Genomic DNA, 16,086 nt, shown 5'->3' with positions numbered 1-16,086 from the left:
TGGTGTTGGTCACGGCATGGTACAGGCGCCGGTCGCAGGCAGAGCCTGCTCCTACAGGCGCCCATCGAAGCTACAGGTGGTGCTGGCGCTTTTCCCTTCTCCCTTCGGGAGAAGGTGGCCCGCAGGGCCGGATGAGGGCCGCCAGAACCGCCTGTCCCTTCCTGCGAATCAGCCGAACAACGCTCCACACCCGGTCCTGAAACGAAGAGCGTGATGCCTTTCTCAGCCCGTGTCGCAGCGCTGTCTGGCCTTCGAGCGCCTTGCTAACCTCCGCCTCTGACCTCAGGGGGCAAGGACGCATGAAATTTCGTCTGGTACTGACGGGGCGGGCCGCGCAGGGCTGCTCGAACGAGACCATCCGCCAGCGATTGGTGGGGCAAATGAAGCTTTCGGCGGCGCAGGCGGAGACGCTCTTGCCGCCCGCGGTGCGGGTGCTCAAGCAGGGGCTGGATCGCCCGGGCGCCGAGGCGCTGCGCAAGCGTTTCGCGGCGGTCGGGCTCGACACCCGCATCGAGGCGTTCGAGCCCGCCCCGGCCGCCGATCCGCTTCAGCCCCTGCAGGCCCTGGCCCAGGCCGGCCTCAAGCGCTCGCCTCCCAGCCGCCGCTACGTCACCCACCTGCTGCTGGTGACGCTCTGCTGCCTGCTGATCCCGGCGCTCTACGCCGGGCTCGTCATCGGCCTGGCAGTGGCCCTGGGCTGGTATCTCGGCCATGTCCATGTGTACCTCGCCTCCACGCATGGCATCTGGCTCAAGCTCTGCGCCTATGCCATACCCGCAATCAGCGGCGGTGTGCTGCTGTTGTTCCTGGCGCGGCCGCTGTTCTCCGGGCGCGCGCCGGACGAGCGCGCGCTGGTGCTGGACCTCGACACCGAACCGCGGCTGCGGCAGGTGATCGACCAGCTCTGCCAGGCGATCGGCCTGCAGCCGCCGGTGGCGGTCCATCTGTCCGGGCAGGTCAATGCCAGCGTGCATTTCGAGGGCGGCTGGCGCGGCTTCCGTTCCGGGCGCAAGGTACTGACCATCGGCCTGCCGCTGGTGGCCGGGCTGACCGTACAGCAGTTCACCGGCGTGCTGGCCCATGAATTCGGCCACTTCGCCCAGCGCCTGGGCATGCGCTGCAGCTTCCTGATCAACCGCGTCAACGCCTGGCTCGAGGTGCGCGGCTACACCGCCGACCCCTGGGACGACCGCCTGGACGAGTGGATGGAGCGGGACCTGTGGTTCCCGGTCGCCCTGGCGCTGCAGATCGGCCAGTTCGGCATCGACCTCTCGCGGCGGTTGATGCAGGGCTGTTTCTGGCTGAGCTTCCGCCTGTCGCGCTCGCTGTCACGGCAGATGGAATTCGACGCCGACCGCTACGAGGCGCTGCTGAGCGGCAGCGGGGTATTCCGCCAGACCGCCCTGCGCCTGCGCACGCTGTCCGAGGCCTGGCAGGAGGTCGACCGGCAGAACGGTCGCATCTGGCGCGAGCGCCGGCTGCTGCGCGACATGCCGGAAGCCACCGCGCTGATGGTCGCGCGCCTGGACAGGCAGGTGCTGCAGGCCATCGAGCAGAGCCTGGAGGAGCGCACCACCCGCTACTGGGACACGCACCCGGCCGACCTCGAACGCATCCACCACAGCGAGGCGCTGAAGGCCCCGGGGCACGTGCACGACACGCGTCCGGCAGCCACGCTGTTCACCCGCTTCGCCGAGCACTGCGAGCGGGTGACCCTGGCCTACTACACGGACCTGGGCCTGGACTACCAGGGCGCCCAGTTGCAGGACAGCCACACCCTGCTGCAGCTCAACGACCAGCGCGAACAGGCGCTCGACCAGCTGCAGGAATGGAGCGGCCGGCAATGGCGCGCCGAGCCCTGGCTGCCGCTGCACCAGCCGGCCCTGCCGGCGCACACCGAGCTGGGCTGGCAGGCCATCGTCGACACCCTGCGCCAGCAATCGCCGGAAATCATCGGCGCCTGGCAGACCGCCGAGCAGGAACAGGAGCAGCGCGTCGCCCTGGCCTATTGCCTCAGCTGGCATCGTCGCGGGGAAAAGGCCTGGCTCAGCGACCGCGAACCCATCGTCCCGGAAAAGCACGAGCCCCTGTACCGCCAGATCGAGAAGGGCCAGACGCCTGCGCAGCAGCAACTGGCGCAGGCCGCCTCGCTGTATCGCCGCCGGCTCGAATTCACCCTGGCGCGCGGCAACGAGGCCGCCCGCACCGCCGGCCGCCTGCTGCTGCAGCTCAGCGCGCTGTTCCCCGACTACGCGCGCCTGGTCGAGGCCCGCGAACTGGCCCGGCGCTTCACCCTCGACTATCGCCGCCAGGGCGACAACCATTCCGACCAGCTCAGCCACGACGCGCTGGTGCGCTACCAAGACCTCGCGCTGCGCCTGCTGGCCAAGGCCGACGGCATCGCCCAGCCGTTCCTCGACGGCGATACCCTCGGCGGCTACCTGCGCCTGCGCTGCCCACACTTGAAGGGCGAGCCCGGCGAACCCATGGACTTCTTCGAGAACAGCGGCACCCTGGTGGACAGCCTCGCCTACATGCATGCACGGGTGGCCGCCGAAGTCGCCAGCGCCTGCCTGGCCATCGAGCGGGCCCAGGGCATTCGCGGCATCCGCCTGCTGGCCAAGGCCGCCGGTGCCGCGGTTGAAGGCGCCTCGCCTGCCAAGGTCCCGGCAACGGCTGACAACGCTTAGGCTGCGCCCATAGAACCGGCCGCCGCTGTCCGCGAAAGGGCAGGGCGCCGGCGGGTCATTCCCCAGGCAGCAGAGCGGCTCGCGACGAAACGGCAACAGACCTAGGCACCGCCACCGAGCGCCTTGTAGAGGGTGATGCGGTTGCTCTGTTCGGTAAGGCGAAGGTCGATCAGCGTTTGCCGTGCGGCATACAGCGAACGCTGGGCATCCAGTGCGTCGAGGTAGCTGCTGGCACCGCTGCGGTACAGGGCATCGGCCAGCGTGTAGCTCCGCTCGGTGGCGTCGGTCAGTGCTTGTTGGGCCGCGAGGCGCGCCTGGATGGTGCTGCGCACGGCCAGGGCATCGGCTACCTCGCTGAATGCCGTCTGTATGGTCTTCTCGTAGGTGGCGAGCTGCATGTCATGTTCGCTCCGCGCAGCCGCCAGCGACGCACGGTTGGCCCCATTATTGAAGATCGGTACGCTGATGCTCGGCGCGAAACTCCAGGCGCCGCTACCGGCCTTGAACAGCCCGGCCAGTTCCGAACTGGTCGTCCCTGCGCTGCCGGTCAGGTTGATGCTGGGAAAGAATGCCGCACGGGCGGCTCCGATGTCGGCATTGGCCGCCTTGAGTGTGTGTTCGGCGGCGAGGACGTCGGGGCGCTGCTGAAGCAGGCTCGACGGCAACTCGCCGGGTAGCGCGACCAGTTCGGCACTGTCAGCTTCCAGCGCCTGCGGTAGCAAGGCGCTGTCCACCGGCGCGCCGACGAGAAGCTCCAGTGCGTTGAGGTCCAATTGCACCTGGCTCTGGTAGGCGGCCACGTCGACGCGTGCTGATTCGACCGTTGTCTGCGCCTGGGCGAGCTCCAGTCCGGAAGTATTGCCCAGCGCATGGCTGCGTTGCTGCAGGTCATAACTGGCCTGCTGGCTCGCCAGGGTGTCCTTGGCTAGCTGCAGGAGTTCCTGGTCCGCGGCAAGCGTCAGCCAGGCCGTCGCGACCTCGGCCACCAGGCTGATCTGTGTGCTGCGGCGAGTTTCCTCCAGCGCCAGGTAGGATTCCAGCGCGGCATCGCTGAGGTTGCGCAGGCGGCCGAACAGGTCCAGTTCGTAGCTCAGGCTCAACGCGACGCTGTACTGGTGCTCGACGCTGGCTGTCTCCGAACCGCTGTTGACGGCAGCGCGGCTATGGCTGCCGCTGGCAACGCCGTCCACGGTGGGGAACTGCTCGGCACGTTGCACCCGGTATTGCGCACGCGCGGTCGCCACGTTGAGGGCGGCTACCCGCAGGTCACGGTTGTTGGCCAAGGCTTGTTCCAGCACCTGCCGCAGGCGTGAATCGAGGACGAAGCGATCCAGCGCCGAGAGCACATCGGCCGGCGCGGTCGACGCTACGACGTCGGCCGGCCACTGGTCGCGTATCGGCGCCTCGGGGCGTTGGTATTCGGGCGCCAGGTTGACGCAGCCGGTCAGCGCCAGGGCAGATAGCCAGGCAGCGAGCGGGGCAGGGCGAATCATGCTTCAACTCCTGAGAGCAGGGTCGGTGCGCGACGAGCGCTCGCGCGGCGAACCAGGACGAAGAACAGCGGAACGAAGAAGATGCCGAGCACGGTGGCGCTGAACATCCCGCCCAGCACGCCAGTGCCAATCGCCTGACGACCGCCGGCGCCGGGACCGCTGGCCAGGGCCAGCGGCAGCACGCCGAACATGAATGCCAACGATGTCATGAGGATGGGCCGCAGGCGTTGCCGACAGGCCTCGAGCGTCGCCGCGAGCAGCTCCATGCCTTGCTCCTGCAAGTGCTTGGCGAACTCGACGATAAGGATCGCATTCTTCGCCGCAAGGCCGACGGTGGTCAGTAGGCCCACCTGGAAGTAGACGTCGTTGCTCAGCCCGCCCAGGCCGGTGGCCAACACCGCGCCGACGATGCCCAGCGGTACTACCAGCATCACCGCGAAGGGTACCGACCAGCTCTCGTAGAGCGCTGCCAGGCAGAGGAACACGAACAGGATCGAGACGGCGTAAAGCATCGGCGCCTGCGAGCCGGACAGTCGTTCCTGGTAGGACTGCCCCGACCACTCGTAGCCGATCCCGGCCGGCAACTGCGCGAGCAGCGCCTCGACCTCGGCCATTGCGTCGCCTGAACTCACGCCGGTCGCCGGGTCGCCGACCAGCCCTATCGAGGCGTTGCCGTTGTAGCGCTCCAGCATGGGCGAGCCGTATGTCCAGTCGGTGCTGGCGAAGGTGCTGAACGGCACCATTTCGCCGGCGTCGTTGCGCACGTACCAGCGCATGAGGTCGTCGGTGCGCATGCGGCTGTCGGCCTCGCCCTGCACATAGACCTTCTTGACCCGGCCGTTGTAGACGAAATCGTTGACGTAGCTGCCGCCCATCGCGGTAGCCAGGGTATCGTTGATGTCCAGGGTGGACAGGCCGAAGGCGCCGCTCTTGCGGTCGTCGATCGCGACATGGAATTCCGGTGTGTCCTCCAGGCCGTTGCTGCGCACGCCGACCAGCTTGTCGCTCTGCGCCGCCAGGGTGAGGAACTGATCACGCGCGGCGATCAGCGCATCATGGCCGACACCGCCGACATCCTTGAGCTGGAGATCGAAGCCGGAACTCTCGCCAAGGCCACGAATGGCCGGCGGCTGCATGATGAAGATGCTCGCATCGCGCAGGCTGGACAGGGCCGCGGTGGCGCGACGGGCGAGGGCGGCGGCGGTCTGCTCGGCACCCTCGCGCAGGCTCCAGTCCTTCAGCTTGATGAACGCGCGGCCTGAGTTCTGTGCGTTACCACCCATGCCGAGGCCCGTGACCGAGATCATCGAGTCCACTTCCGGCTGCTCCAGCATGTAGTCGATGAACTGGCTGGTCGCGGCCTGGGTGCGTTCGTCCGTGGCTCCGACCGGTAGCTGGATCATGGCCATCAGCATGCCCTGGTCCTCGTCCGGGAGAAACGAGCCGGGCAGGCGCAGGTAGCCGACCGCCATCACGCCCGCGATCAGGGCGTAGACCAGCAGCATGCGTGGGCCGCTGCGCAACACACGGGAAACGCCGTGGCCGTAGCGCTCGGTATTGCGGGCGAAGGTGCGATTGAACCAGCCGAAGAAACCGCGTCGCGGACCGTGCGTGCCCGATCGCAGCAGGGTGGCGCATAGCGCCGGGCTGAGGCTCATGGCCACCAGAACCGAGAGCAGCATGGCGCTGACGATGGTCACGGAGAACTGGCGATAGATGGCGCCGGTAGAGCCGCTGAAGAAAGCCATCGGCACGAACACCGCCGACAGCACCAGGGCGATGCCCACCAGCGCGCCGCTGATCTCGTCCATCGATTTGCGCGTCGCGTCGCGCGGCGAAAGGCCTTCCTCGCTCATCACCCGCTCGACGTTCTCCACCACCACGATCGCGTCGTCCACCAGCAGGCCGATGGCCAACACCATGGCGAACATGCTCAGGGTGTTGATCGAGTAGCCGAAGGCCGCCAGCACGCCGAAGGTGCCGAGCAATACAACCGGCACGGTGACGGCCGGAATCAGCGTGGCACGCCAGTTCTGCAGGAACAGATACATGATCAGCACTACCAGCGCGATCGCCTCGAACAGCGCCTTGACCACCTCTTCGATGGAAAGGCTGACGAAGGGCGTGGTGTCGTAGGGGATGGCCATCTCGAGCTGCAGCTCGGCGGGGAAATTCGGCGCCAGCTCGGCGAGCCGGGCCTTCACCGCCTCGGCCACGTCCAGCGCATTGGCTCCGGTGGCCAGCTTGACGGCCATCGCGGCGGAGGGCTGACCATCGAGCGAGGCGACCACGTCGTAACTCTCGCTGCCCAGTTCGACCCGCGCCACGTCCGAAAGCAGCACCAGCGAGCCATCGCTGTCACTCTTGACCACCACGTCGCGGAACTGCTCGACGGTCTGCAGCTTGCTGCGCGCGCTGATGGTGGCGTTGAGCTGCTGGCCAGCCTTCGCCGGCAGGGCACCGAGCTGGCCGGCCGAGACTTCGGTGTTCTGCGCCTCGAGTGCGCTGCTGATGTCGGAGGGCATCAGGGCGTACTGTTCGAGCTTGGCCGGATCGAGCCAGATGCGCATGGCGTAGCCGGAGCCGAGGGTCTGTACCTCGCCGACGCCGTCGACGCGGCTGATCTGGTCGAGGAGCTGGCTGTCGATGAAATCGCCGATGTCGGTATGGGTGATCGAGGGATTGTGCGAGTGGAACGCGACGATCATCAGGAAGTCGCCGCCGCCCTTGGTCACCGTGATGCCCTGGTTCTGCACCGCCTGCGGCAGGCGTGATTCGGCCTGCTGCAACTTGTTCTGCACCTGCATCTGCGCCACATCGGCATCGGTGCCGGCGGCGAAGGTCAGACTGATCTGCGCACTGCCCGCCGAGCTGCTCGAGGCAGACATGTACATCAAGCCGTCGAGACCCTTCATCTGCTGCTCGATGACCTGGGTGACCGAGTCCTCGATGGTCTTGGCCGAGGCGCCGGTATAGGTCGCGGAGATGTTGATCGTCGGCGGTGCGATATCCGGATACTGCTCCAGCGGCAGGCGGCTGATGGACAGTGCGCCTGCGAGCATCACGACTATGGAGAGGACCCAGGCGAAGATCGGCCGGTCGATGAAAAAGCGTGCCATGTCCGCCTCCTCAGTGCGTGGTGACGGCCACGGCCGCGGGTATGGTCATGGGCCGTGCACTGACCGCGTCGCCGGGCCGCGCCTTCTGGCCGCCCTCGATCACCAATTGTTCGCCGCCGCTCAGGCCCGAGGTGATCCACCACTGGTTCTCGACCTGCCGGCCGATGGTCACTTCGCGCTGCGTCAGTTTGCCGTCTTCGACCAGCAGCACGTGGGTGGCACCCGTTGCGCTGCGGGTGACGGCGCGTTGTGGCACCAGGATCGCGTTTTCGTCGACTGCTTCCTCGAGCAGGGCGCGCACGTACATGCCCGGCAGCAGCAATCCGTCGGGGTTGGGCACCACGGCACGCAGGGTCACGCTACCAGTGCTCTGCGACACGCTGGCGCCGCTGAACTGCAGGCGGCCGGCATGAGCGTATTCGCTGCCGTCCTCCAGGCGCAGGCGGATGCTCGCTTCGTCGTCGCCGGCCTTGTGCAGCCGCCCCTCGGCCAGTTCGCGCTTGAGACGAAGCACCTCGGCACTGGACTGGGTGATGTCGACGTATAGCGGGTCTAGCTGTTGCACGGTGGTCAGTGCGGTTTCCTGGCTGGCGGTCACCAGAGCCCCGGGGGTGACGCTCGAGGTTTCGACGCGGCCGGAAATCGGCGCCGTCAGCGTGGTGTACGCCAGATCGATGCGAGCGCTCTGCTCGGAGGCCTTGGCTGCCTGATAGGCGGCTTCGGCGCTTTGCCAGGTGGCCTGGGCGTCCTCGTTGTCCTGCTGGCTGATGGCGTCGATCTCGGCCAGGGCGGCATAGCGCTTGGCTTTCAACCTCGCCGAGTCGAGCGTGGCCTTAGCCTGTGCCGTGGCCGCACGCATCTGGTCATATACCGCCTGATAGGGCGCCGAATCGATGCGGTAGAGGATGTCGCCCATCTTGACGAACGAACCCTCGGTGAAGAGTCGTTCCTTGACGATGCCACCCACCTGCGGGCGAATCTCGGCGGTGAGCCAGGCTTTGGTACGGCCGGGAAGCTCGCTGGTCAGCCACTGGGATTGTGGCTCGACGGTGATCACACCCACTTCGGGAACGGGACTTTGCGGCAGCTCCGGCGCCGGCGTGCAGCCGGCCAGGAGCGCGGCGGCGAGGTAGGCCAGTGTGCTGCGCTTCAGAAATTGCATTATTGCTCCCATCGGGGCGGACCCGGGTCGTTTTTCCATGCAGCCCATGCTGTGGAGCAAATGTGCAGAGAATTTGGAGATTGCGGCGGCAATGTTGAATCGCCGGGCATGGGCGGTCTTAATAGCCGGACCTTCGCCCTCCGTGATGTCCCATCCCTGATGAAGTCGAGCCTGTCCCGCAAGCTGTTCGTCGCCGTACTCGGTACCGCCCTGTTTGTGGCCCTGGCCATGGGCGTGGCGGACGGCTGGAGCTTCGCGCGAGGCTTTCTCGGCTACGTCAATGGCCTGACCGAGGAGCGAGCAGAGAGCGTGCTGCCCAAGATGCAAGACTATTACCGCCGGTATGGCAGTTGGGACCGGTTGCGCGGGAGGAACCCGGAATGGTTCGAACTGATGCGTCCTCCTGTCGGCGACGAGACGCCCGAATGGGTCATGCCCGCATCCGATCTGACCGGTGGGGGTTTGCGTATCGCCCTGCTTGATGCGGCCGGAGAGCCGGTCGTGCAGTTCGTCCAGTTGACCGATGATGCCTCGCGCCGGCCCATCGAAGTGGATGGTCAGGTAGTGGGTTGGCTGGCGGTCGTACCCTTCCAGAGCGTTGTCGAAGCCGGGGGCGAGATGCTGGTCAAGCGCCAGTTGCTCTCGAGTATGGGGGTGGGCGTGCTGGCCCTGTTGCTCGCAGCGCTCATCGCCCGCTGGGCTTCGCGTCGCTTGCTCGCCCCGGTACGTCAGGTGGCCGCTGCAACGCATAGGCTGGCTGCGGGTGATTACAGCGAGCGCGTGCAGGCGCAGGCCGACGACGAGGTAGGCCAGTTGGCGCGCGACTTCAACCAGCTGGCGTTCGCCCTGGAGCGCAACGAACGCATGCGGCGCGAGTTCATGGCCAGCATTTCGCATGAACTGCGCACGCCGCTGGCGGTGCTGCGGGGCGAACTCGAGGCGTTGGAAGATGGCGTACGTGCGCTGGATGCCATGTCGCTTCGCTCGTTGCAGCAGGAGGTCGGCCTGCTGAACAAGCTGGTTGCCGATCTTTACGAGCTTTCGCTGGCCGACGTCGGCGCGCTGACTTATCGCAAGAGCCCGGTCGATCTGATCGAGTTGCTGCAACTCTCGCTGGCCGGCGCAGCCGGGCGTTGCCGCGAGCGCGGACTCTCCCTCGAGATGACGGTGCCCGAGCGAACGCGACCGGTGCTGGCCGATGCCGGCCGCCTGCAGCAACTGTTCGGCAACCTGCTCGAGAACAGCCTGCGCTATACCGATTCTGGTGGCCGGCTGCGAATCGAGGTCGTGCAGGATGGCGCCGGAATCGGCGTCGACTGGATGGACTCCGGCCCGGGCGTTCCAGACGCCGAACTGTCCCGGTTGTTCGAACGCTTCTACCGCGCAGAGGCTTCGCGGCGTCGTGCCAGTGGCGGTTCCGGCCTCGGGCTGGCGATTTGCCGAAGCATTGCCGAAGCCCACGGTGGAACGCTCGAAGCACGGCGGTCCCCGTTGGGAGGCCTCTGGCTGCACCTGCAATTGCCGACGGAGAGTGCCTGATGGGCGGCAATGAAGAACTCCGTCCAGCCGACATTCTGATCGTAGAGGATGAGCCCAAGCTGGCGAATCTGTTGCGTGACTATTTCCAGGCGGCCGGCCATCGTGTGACCTGCATGGACGAAGGGTTGGCGGTCGAGCCTGCAGTTCGCGTGGCTCCTCCGGACTTGATCCTGCTCGACATTATGCTGCCCGGACGTGATGGGCTCGATATCTGCCGCGCACTGCGTACCTTTTCGGATGTACCGATCATGCTCGTCACGGCAAGGGTCGAAGAGGTCGACCGCCTGCTCGGGCTCGATCTAGGGGCCGACGACTATATCTGCAAGCCCTTCAGTCCGCGTGAAGTGGTGGCGAGGGCGCGTGCGATCCTGCGCCGACGAAGCCGGACGGTCGACACGGGCGTGCGCCTGGAGACCACGGAATACCGCGCCACCTTCAAGGGGATCGATCTGGACCTGACGCCGGTCGAGTTTCGCCTGCTCAGTTGCCTGGCCGGCTCGCCAGGGCGGGTATTTTCCAGGAACCAACTGATGGACCGGCTCTATGACGACAATCGCATAGTCACCGATCGAACCGTGGACAGCCACGTGAAGAACCTGCGGCGCAAACTGCAGCTGGCGAGCCCCGATGAAGAGCTGATTCATTCCATCTACGGCGTTGGTTACAAGTTCGAACCATGAGCCGCCTCGAACGGCCGGCCGCCTGGCTTGGAGGCCAGGACGGTTGCTTCGGCCAGTACCGCGGGCCGGAGGATGGCAGAGCATTGCGGCGCATGTTCAAGCACAATGCAGCGCTGCCACGCAGGCATGCGCTGCGATACGACATTTCACCCCACATGAAGAGCCCATGTTCGAAATCCGCCCCATGAGCGCCGAGCGCTACCGCCAGGACACCCGGCGCATCGCCTTCGTCGTGATCGCCATTTTCCTCGTTCTGGCGCTGCTCCTCTCCAGCCTGGCCGTGCAGCTGTTCGGCGACCCCGGCGGCAACAACTTCCGCTGGAACCTGCTCGGCGTGCTCGCCGGCCTGGCCGCCACCGTCGCCCTGGTGCGCCTGAAACTCTGGTCCACCGCCTGGATGGCCCCGGCGGCGTACGGCTGGCAGCTCAAGCGCAACCTCATGCGCATCACCAACGTCATGCACCACGTCAAGGCCGGCGTCGCCGCCCGCCAGCCCGAGGCCATCAAGCTCCTGCGCTTCTACCACCTGGGCGTGACCCAGATGCACCAGCTCGACGGCAACCTCACCGAACTGGCCGGCATGGTGCGGGAGATCGACGCGCACCGGGAGCTGATGGAGGAGCTGGGAATGGACGCCGAGCAGACGCACCTCGATCCGGTATGGATCGAGGCGGTGAAGGGAATCGGGTAGCGAGGAGTGCCCGCTTGCGCACACCCTGATGATGCAGCACTACCGGCAGCTGGGCTTCGAGCAGTAGCGATTTCACGCCGCTTGGACATTAAAGGCCCGGCGGCATGGAATGCTGCTCACCCAGACAAGCTCGCCCCGAGGTCGGGCCTCCCACAAAAGCGGGGGTGTCCACCGAACCCGTGGGAGGCCGCGCCCGTTCCCGACCGGCTTGCGGTATTCACCACATCCTTGTGGATTGCGCGCCTCGCGGCGAATACAGGCCTGTAGGTCTGCCCGAAAGTCACGGCGCTCCTGGGGCGCCTCGGCCAAGTGACGCACCAAGCGGCAGCCCGGGCTTTTTGCTCGACGCTCAGGGCAGCGGGTTGCCGAGCCCCGGCTGGGTCGGATCGGCCTCCGGTGTGCCGGGGTCCTGCACATCCGGCCCAGTGCCCGGTCGCCTGGCAGGCTCGCCAGCGTTGTCCGGGATACCCTGAACGTCCGGGTTATCGGTGACGAAATCAGGCTCCGGCGAATGGCTCGGGTTCTGGTCCTGTCCTGGCACGGGCTGCTGATCGTGAGGACGGTCGAGCGGATCGATACTCATGGGATCACCTCCGGTTGAGAGCCGTGGGTGGCTCTTGTGTTTGAGATGATCCGTGCGGATTTTGTGCTGGCCGTGCGTCGTTTGGGTGGACGCGACGATTGCAGAGATCGAGAATCGGGAGGCGCCTTTCGACTCAAAGCCACCTTTCGCCAGTGACCCAGACCGGCCCGATTGCAGACAGTGACCCCATTGGCCAAAGGGCACGTTGTCCGGCTGAGCTGTGGCAACTGAATAGGGCGACTTGAAGTGGCACAAAAGCTGCGATACGCCTCGGTCGGTCGGCCATGTACATCCGTTCGAACGTGAGCCTGCGTTGGTAGTCCGATGCGGAACATGGCTGACAACAACACAACAACAAGCTGATCAAGGGAGCGCCTGATGTTGGCGGCACGGGAAGATGAAGTCCTCGAGGAGCGGGTGGAGCCGAAGCGCAGCCCGTTCGTGACGGCGGTGGCGTTCATGCTGGCGGCGGCGATTCTGATTCCGCTACTGAACGCGGAAGTTAAATACCTCGGCCTGTTCTACCCGGTCATTCAGTTGCTCTGGTGCCGCTACTTCGGCCATGTGGTGTTCATGTTGGTGGTATTCGCGCCGCGCAAAGGGGCGGCGCTGTTTCGCTCTCGGCGCCCCTGGTTGCAAATCGTGCGGTCGTTGCTGTTCTGCCTTACCTCCTTCCTGATGTTCTGCGCGCTCCAGTACGTGCCGGTGGGGACCGCGGCAGCGGTGAGTTTCACGGCGCCCATGGTGGTCCTGGTACTGTCACCCTTCATGCTGGGCGAGACGGTAGGCCTACTGAAAACAGTCGCGGCGATCAGTGGGTTCGCCGGGGCGCTGTTCGTCATACAGCCAGGTGGCGATGCCTTCCATCCTGCCGTGTTACTGGTGCTCTTGAGCGCCTGCACCTCAGCGCTTACACAGATCCTGTCGCGCAAGCTCGCTAGTCACGACACGCCGGAAACGTCCAACACGTACATGGCCGCCGCCGGGTTCGTGTTGACGAGCCTGATGCTTCCATTCTTCTGGCAGTCGCCGGACAACCTGGTACATGTTGGTTTGCTGGTCAGCATGGGCATCCTCGGTGGTTGCGGGCACTACTGCCTGGTGCGTGCCTTCGAGGTGGCCCCTGCGCCGTTCGTCGCACCGTTCACTTACCTGCAAATCGTCGGCGCGAGCCTGCTGGGGTACCTGCTTTTTTCCGAGCTGCCAAATCTGTGGAGCTGCATTGGCACCCTCATCATCGTGCTGAGCGGATTGGTTGTCTTGCTGGGCGAGCAATACCTGGAGTCGCGGGGGCCGAGGACGTCGACCAGATCGTCTGGCTGAGATGTCCGGCACCAGCCGGATAGTACTGGTCGCTTGAAGCGTACCCTTCACCGGATTCGAGGCGCGGTAGTCGGCCGAGCAGCTTGTCCAGGTGTCGTGGCGGGGGTGATCAACAGGTTGGCGGGCCCCCACGGCCCGCCTGCGGAGGGGCCTATATCTTTTCTTGCAGCGCTTTGAAGAAGGCCTTGATGTTCTCGTCGTGGCGCTTGTAGTAGGTCCAAGGACCGATCCGCTGAGATGTCACCAGTTGCGCGCGCTGCAGGGCCGTGAGGTAAAGCGACGTAGTGGACTGCGAAAGGCCCGTGCGCTCCTGGATGATGCTGACGCACACACCGACCGTTTCCGGATCGACCTCCTGCTCGGGGAAGCTCGTCCTGGGCTCCTTGAGCCAGTTGAGAATGGCGAGGCGCGTCGGGTTCGCCAGGGCCTTCAGGGCTTCGTTGACGTCGATGCTCATGGAATTTGCGATACCCCTTTTTCGCGATATGGCGATATCTTCCCCGTTCGCATGGAAAATTGGAAGGCGCTGGAGTGACCTCTCGTGGTCCGGCTGTCGCAAGGGCGCGAGATTGGCACTGATTGAAAACCTTTCCTTCAGCTCAGGCTGTCCGGGGCCTGGGCGCCGAAATGCGGAACGATATGCCGGCCGAGTTCTTCGATAACCTCGGCGGCGGGTCGTTTACCGTACTTGAGGTTAAGGATGACGTGGTCCACGCCGATTTCCTGAAGCGTCTCCAGCAGGGCCCGGAGGTGGTCACGTCCCAGCCGGAACCCCAGGTGAATGGGGGACGGCGGTGTGGACGAGCGAGCCTCGAGGTCGATGTAGAGCGACTGCATGAACGGCTTGTGAACCGGTCCGCATTGTTTCATTACCTCTTCCTTCCAATCCTCTACGATCAATCGCTGAATTTTCGGCGGACGTGGATAGCTGATCCAGCCATGGCTTTCACGTGCGATCCAGTCGAGCGACTGGCGGCTGTGTCCGGTCACGAACAACGGGATTTCTCGGGTCGTGGGCTTGGGTATGAGGTCGGCCCCCAGTAATTCACCACCACTCCAGCGAATCGGTTCGAAGTGGCTGTGATGGACCTGGCGTATCACCTCGCAGTGCTCACGAAAGATCTCGCCGCGCTTTTCCGGGTCGACGTTGAAGGCGGGAAATTCCACCGGCCGATCACCGGAAGCCACCCCGAGGAGCAAGCGGCCTTTGCTCAGCTGATCGACGCTCGCCGCCGCCTTGGCCGTATGCAAGGGATGGTGCAAGGGAAGGGCGATGGAGGCGGTGCCCAGCGCGATGTTCGTCGTATGAGCGGCCATATGGCCCAGGTACACCCAAGGGTCGAAGACCTGGCCGACGTCGCCGAAGCCCGGATCCCGGAGTGGGACGTCGCGAAACCAGAGTGCGGAAAACCCGAGTTCCTCTGCGCGCCGGGCCAATGGCACCTGATCGAGCATGCTCGGCGTATCCCCTTCGAACGCCTCCAGGGGGAAGAACAATCCCAGGCTCAGATGACCTTGCTTGAAGGTCCGCCTGAATGCTCGATGCTCGTGGTGAGAAATCGTGCTCGGTTGATACATGCTCATCTTCCTCGGTCAGTGAAGGCGAGCCGCGCCCTGGAACTGCAGGGCGCGGGATCGATCGCTTAGGGGCGATAGGTTGGATAGTCGGTGTAGCCCTTGTCGGTACCGCCATACATGCTGGTCGGGTCGACCGGATTGAGCGGCCAGCCATTGGCGATCCGCTCGGGCAGGTCAGGGTTGGCAATGAAGGGGCGACCAAACGCGATCAGATCGCCCCAGCCGGCCTGGATCATCCGATTGCCACGCTCCGCGGTGTACTTGCCGGCGTAGAGGATCTTGCCGCTGAAGGTCTTGCGGACATCCTCGCGGAAGGTCTCGGGCAGCTCTGGGGCGTTCTCCCAGTCGGCTTCGGCGAGCGACAGGTAGGCAATGCCCACGTCCTCCAGCACCTTCACCGCCTCGATATAGGTCCGGTGAGGGTCTTCCTCGACCAGCCCCAGGTAGACGCGATCTTCATCGGTGGTGGCGAACAGCGGGGCGAAGCGCACGCCCATGCGCTCCTTGCCCACCACGGCGGCAACCGCCTCGGTGATTTCGCGCAGGAAGCGCAGGCGGTTGTGCAGCGAACCGCCGTATTCATCGTCACGCCGATTGGTGTGGGCGGAAATGAACTGGTTCACCAGGTAGCCGTTCGCGCAGTGCAACTCCACTCCGTCGAAGCCCGCCTCCAGGGCATTGCGGGCGGCCTGGGCATAGAGCTGGACAAGCTCCTTCACTTCCGCAGTCGTCAGCGCTCGTGGGAGTGAAGGCTCGGCCAGCGCACCGGTGCCGGGGCCGGTCTCGATGAACACCTTGACGCTGTCCGCCCGAATGGCCGAGGGCGCAACCGGCGCTTCACCACCGGGCTGCAGGGAGGTGTGCGACACGCGGCCGACATGCCAGAGCTGAGCGAAGATCACGCCTCCTTCGGCATGCACGGCATTGGTGACCTTGCGCCAGCCCTCGATCTGCTCGGCGCTATGGATGCCGGGGGTCCAGGCATAGCCCTGGCCGCGCGGCTCGATCTGGGTGCCTTCGGTCACCATGAATCCGGCACCGGTGCGCTGGCGGTAATAGGTGGCCATCAGATCGTTCGGAATATTGCCCGGCTGGGAGCTGCGCGAACGGGTCAGCGGCGGCAGGACGATACGATTCTTTAAGGTGTAGGGGCCCAATTGGGCGGGCTTGAACAGCGCGGATTGTTTCATTTGTTTTACCTGCATATCTAGAATTTTAGATGTAAAAA

Annotated in this window: 12 protein-coding genes; 5 read left to right on the top strand and 7 right to left on the bottom strand. The window is 65.3% G+C overall.

The window, feature by feature from the left end; genetic code table 11:
* Positions 1–299: 299 nt before the first annotated feature.
* On the top strand, positions 300–2,690 hold the full coding sequence (locus H610_RS23980; protein ID WP_084166465.1) for a M48 family metallopeptidase: 2,391 nt from the start codon (positions 300–302) through the stop codon (positions 2,688–2,690).
* A gap of 101 nt (positions 2,691–2,791) precedes the next feature.
* On the opposite strand, the gene H610_RS0114875 is transcribed toward H610_RS23980, so the two are convergent.
* From H610_RS0114875 to H610_RS23975, 3 genes are read right to left on the bottom strand one after another with little or no spacing between them, the layout of a single operon-like run.
* Positions 2,792–4,183 (bottom strand): efflux transporter outer membrane subunit, encoded by a 1,392-nt coding sequence (locus H610_RS0114875; protein WP_043238683.1) that lies wholly within the window; start codon positions 4,181–4,183, stop codon positions 2,792–2,794.
* A complete protein-coding gene (locus tag H610_RS0114870) occupies positions 4,180–7,302 on the bottom strand; it encodes an efflux RND transporter permease subunit (protein WP_028240409.1) in 3,123 nt (1,040 codons plus the stop codon). Before H610_RS0114870 ends, H610_RS0114875 begins: the two co-directional genes overlap by 4 nt.
* Positions 7,303–7,312: 10 nt before the next feature.
* On the bottom strand, positions 7,313–8,464 hold the full coding sequence (locus tag H610_RS23975) for an efflux RND transporter periplasmic adaptor subunit (RefSeq protein WP_236614309.1): 1,152 nt from the start codon (positions 8,462–8,464) through the stop codon (positions 7,313–7,315).
* Positions 8,465–8,623: 159 nt separating this feature from the next.
* Between H610_RS23975 and H610_RS0114860 the strand changes: the two genes are divergently transcribed.
* From H610_RS0114860 to H610_RS0114850, 3 genes are all read left to right on the top strand, one after another.
* Positions 8,624–10,003: an ATP-binding protein gene (locus H610_RS0114860; protein ID WP_028240408.1), complete on the top strand. Its 1,380-nt coding sequence runs from the start codon at positions 8,624–8,626 to the stop codon at positions 10,001–10,003.
* Complete coding sequence (locus H610_RS0114855) at positions 10,003–10,683, top strand: response regulator (RefSeq protein WP_028240407.1); 681 nt, start codon at positions 10,003–10,005, stop codon at positions 10,681–10,683. The genes H610_RS0114860 and H610_RS0114855 overlap by 1 nt, the downstream gene beginning before the upstream one ends.
* Before the next feature lie 166 nt (positions 10,684–10,849).
* Positions 10,850–11,374: a DUF3087 family protein gene (locus tag H610_RS0114850; RefSeq protein WP_028240406.1), complete on the top strand. Its 525-nt coding sequence runs from the start codon at positions 10,850–10,852 to the stop codon at positions 11,372–11,374.
* A 349-nt stretch (positions 11,375–11,723) separates the two neighbouring features.
* Here H610_RS0114850 and H610_RS25520 read toward each other — a convergent pair whose 3' ends face one another.
* Positions 11,724–11,957: a hypothetical protein gene (locus H610_RS25520; protein WP_152529106.1), complete on the bottom strand. Its 234-nt coding sequence runs from the start codon at positions 11,955–11,957 to the stop codon at positions 11,724–11,726.
* A 378-nt stretch (positions 11,958–12,335) separates the two neighbouring features.
* Between H610_RS25520 and H610_RS23970 the strand changes: the two genes are divergently transcribed.
* On the top strand, positions 12,336–13,280 hold the full coding sequence (locus tag H610_RS23970; RefSeq protein WP_051231781.1) for a DMT family transporter: 945 nt from the start codon (positions 12,336–12,338) through the stop codon (positions 13,278–13,280).
* A gap of 151 nt (positions 13,281–13,431) precedes the next feature.
* On the opposite strand, the gene H610_RS0114835 is transcribed toward H610_RS23970, so the two are convergent.
* The 3 genes from H610_RS0114835 to H610_RS0114825 all read right to left on the bottom strand — a co-directional run bounded on the left by H610_RS0114835 (position 13,432) and on the right by H610_RS0114825 (position 16,048).
* Positions 13,432–13,737 (bottom strand): ArsR/SmtB family transcription factor, encoded by a 306-nt coding sequence (locus tag H610_RS0114835; RefSeq protein WP_028240405.1) that lies wholly within the window; start codon positions 13,735–13,737, stop codon positions 13,432–13,434.
* Positions 13,738–13,874: 137 nt separating this feature from the next.
* Positions 13,875–14,858 carry an LLM class oxidoreductase gene (locus H610_RS0114830; protein ID WP_028240404.1) on the bottom strand — a complete coding sequence of 328 codons (984 nt, stop codon included), beginning with the start codon at positions 14,856–14,858 and terminating at the stop codon, positions 13,875–13,877.
* Positions 14,859–14,923: 65 nt separating this feature from the next.
* Positions 14,924–16,048 carry an alkene reductase gene (locus H610_RS0114825; protein ID WP_028240403.1) on the bottom strand — a complete coding sequence of 375 codons (1,125 nt, stop codon included), beginning with the start codon at positions 16,046–16,048 and terminating at the stop codon, positions 14,924–14,926.
* Between the last annotated feature and the right edge of the window lie 38 nt (positions 16,049–16,086).

It is taken from the genome of Stutzerimonas azotifigens DSM 17556 (assembly GCF_000425625.1).
In the GTDB taxonomy this organism is placed as follows: Bacteria; Pseudomonadota; Gammaproteobacteria; order Pseudomonadales; family Pseudomonadaceae; genus Stutzerimonas; species Stutzerimonas azotifigens.
Note: the sequence above shows the minus strand (reverse complement) of the source record. Positions and strands in the feature narration are given on the sequence as shown.

Coding starts and splice junctions, on each gene's coding strand:
- H610_RS0114850 (WP_028240406.1), top strand. CDS start 10,850: ATGTTCGAAATCCGCCCCATGAGCGCCGAGCGCTACCGCCAGGACACC.
- H610_RS0114855 (WP_028240407.1), top strand. CDS start 10,003: ATGGGCGGCAATGAAGAACTCCGTCCAGCCGACATTCTGATCGTAGAG.
- H610_RS23980 (WP_084166465.1), top strand. CDS start 300: ATGAAATTTCGTCTGGTACTGACGGGGCGGGCCGCGCAGGGCTGCTCG.
- H610_RS23970 (WP_051231781.1), top strand. CDS start 12,336: ATGTTGGCGGCACGGGAAGATGAAGTCCTCGAGGAGCGGGTGGAGCCG.
- H610_RS0114835 (WP_028240405.1), bottom strand. CDS start 13,737: ATGAGCATCGACGTCAACGAAGCCCTGAAGGCCCTGGCGAACCCGACG.
- H610_RS0114875 (WP_043238683.1), bottom strand. CDS start 4,183: ATGATTCGCCCTGCCCCGCTCGCTGCCTGGCTATCTGCCCTGGCGCTG.
- H610_RS0114830 (WP_028240404.1), bottom strand. CDS start 14,858: ATGTATCAACCGAGCACGATTTCTCACCACGAGCATCGAGCATTCAGG.
- H610_RS0114870 (WP_028240409.1), bottom strand. CDS start 7,302: ATGGCACGCTTTTTCATCGACCGGCCGATCTTCGCCTGGGTCCTCTCC.
- H610_RS0114825 (WP_028240403.1), bottom strand. CDS start 16,048: ATGAAACAATCCGCGCTGTTCAAGCCCGCCCAATTGGGCCCCTACACC.
- H610_RS23975 (WP_236614309.1), bottom strand. CDS start 8,464: ATGCAATTTCTGAAGCGCAGCACACTGGCCTACCTCGCCGCCGCGCTC.
- H610_RS25520 (WP_152529106.1), bottom strand. CDS start 11,957: ATGAGTATCGATCCGCTCGACCGTCCTCACGATCAGCAGCCCGTGCCA.
- H610_RS0114860 (WP_028240408.1), top strand. CDS start 8,624: ATGAAGTCGAGCCTGTCCCGCAAGCTGTTCGTCGCCGTACTCGGTACC.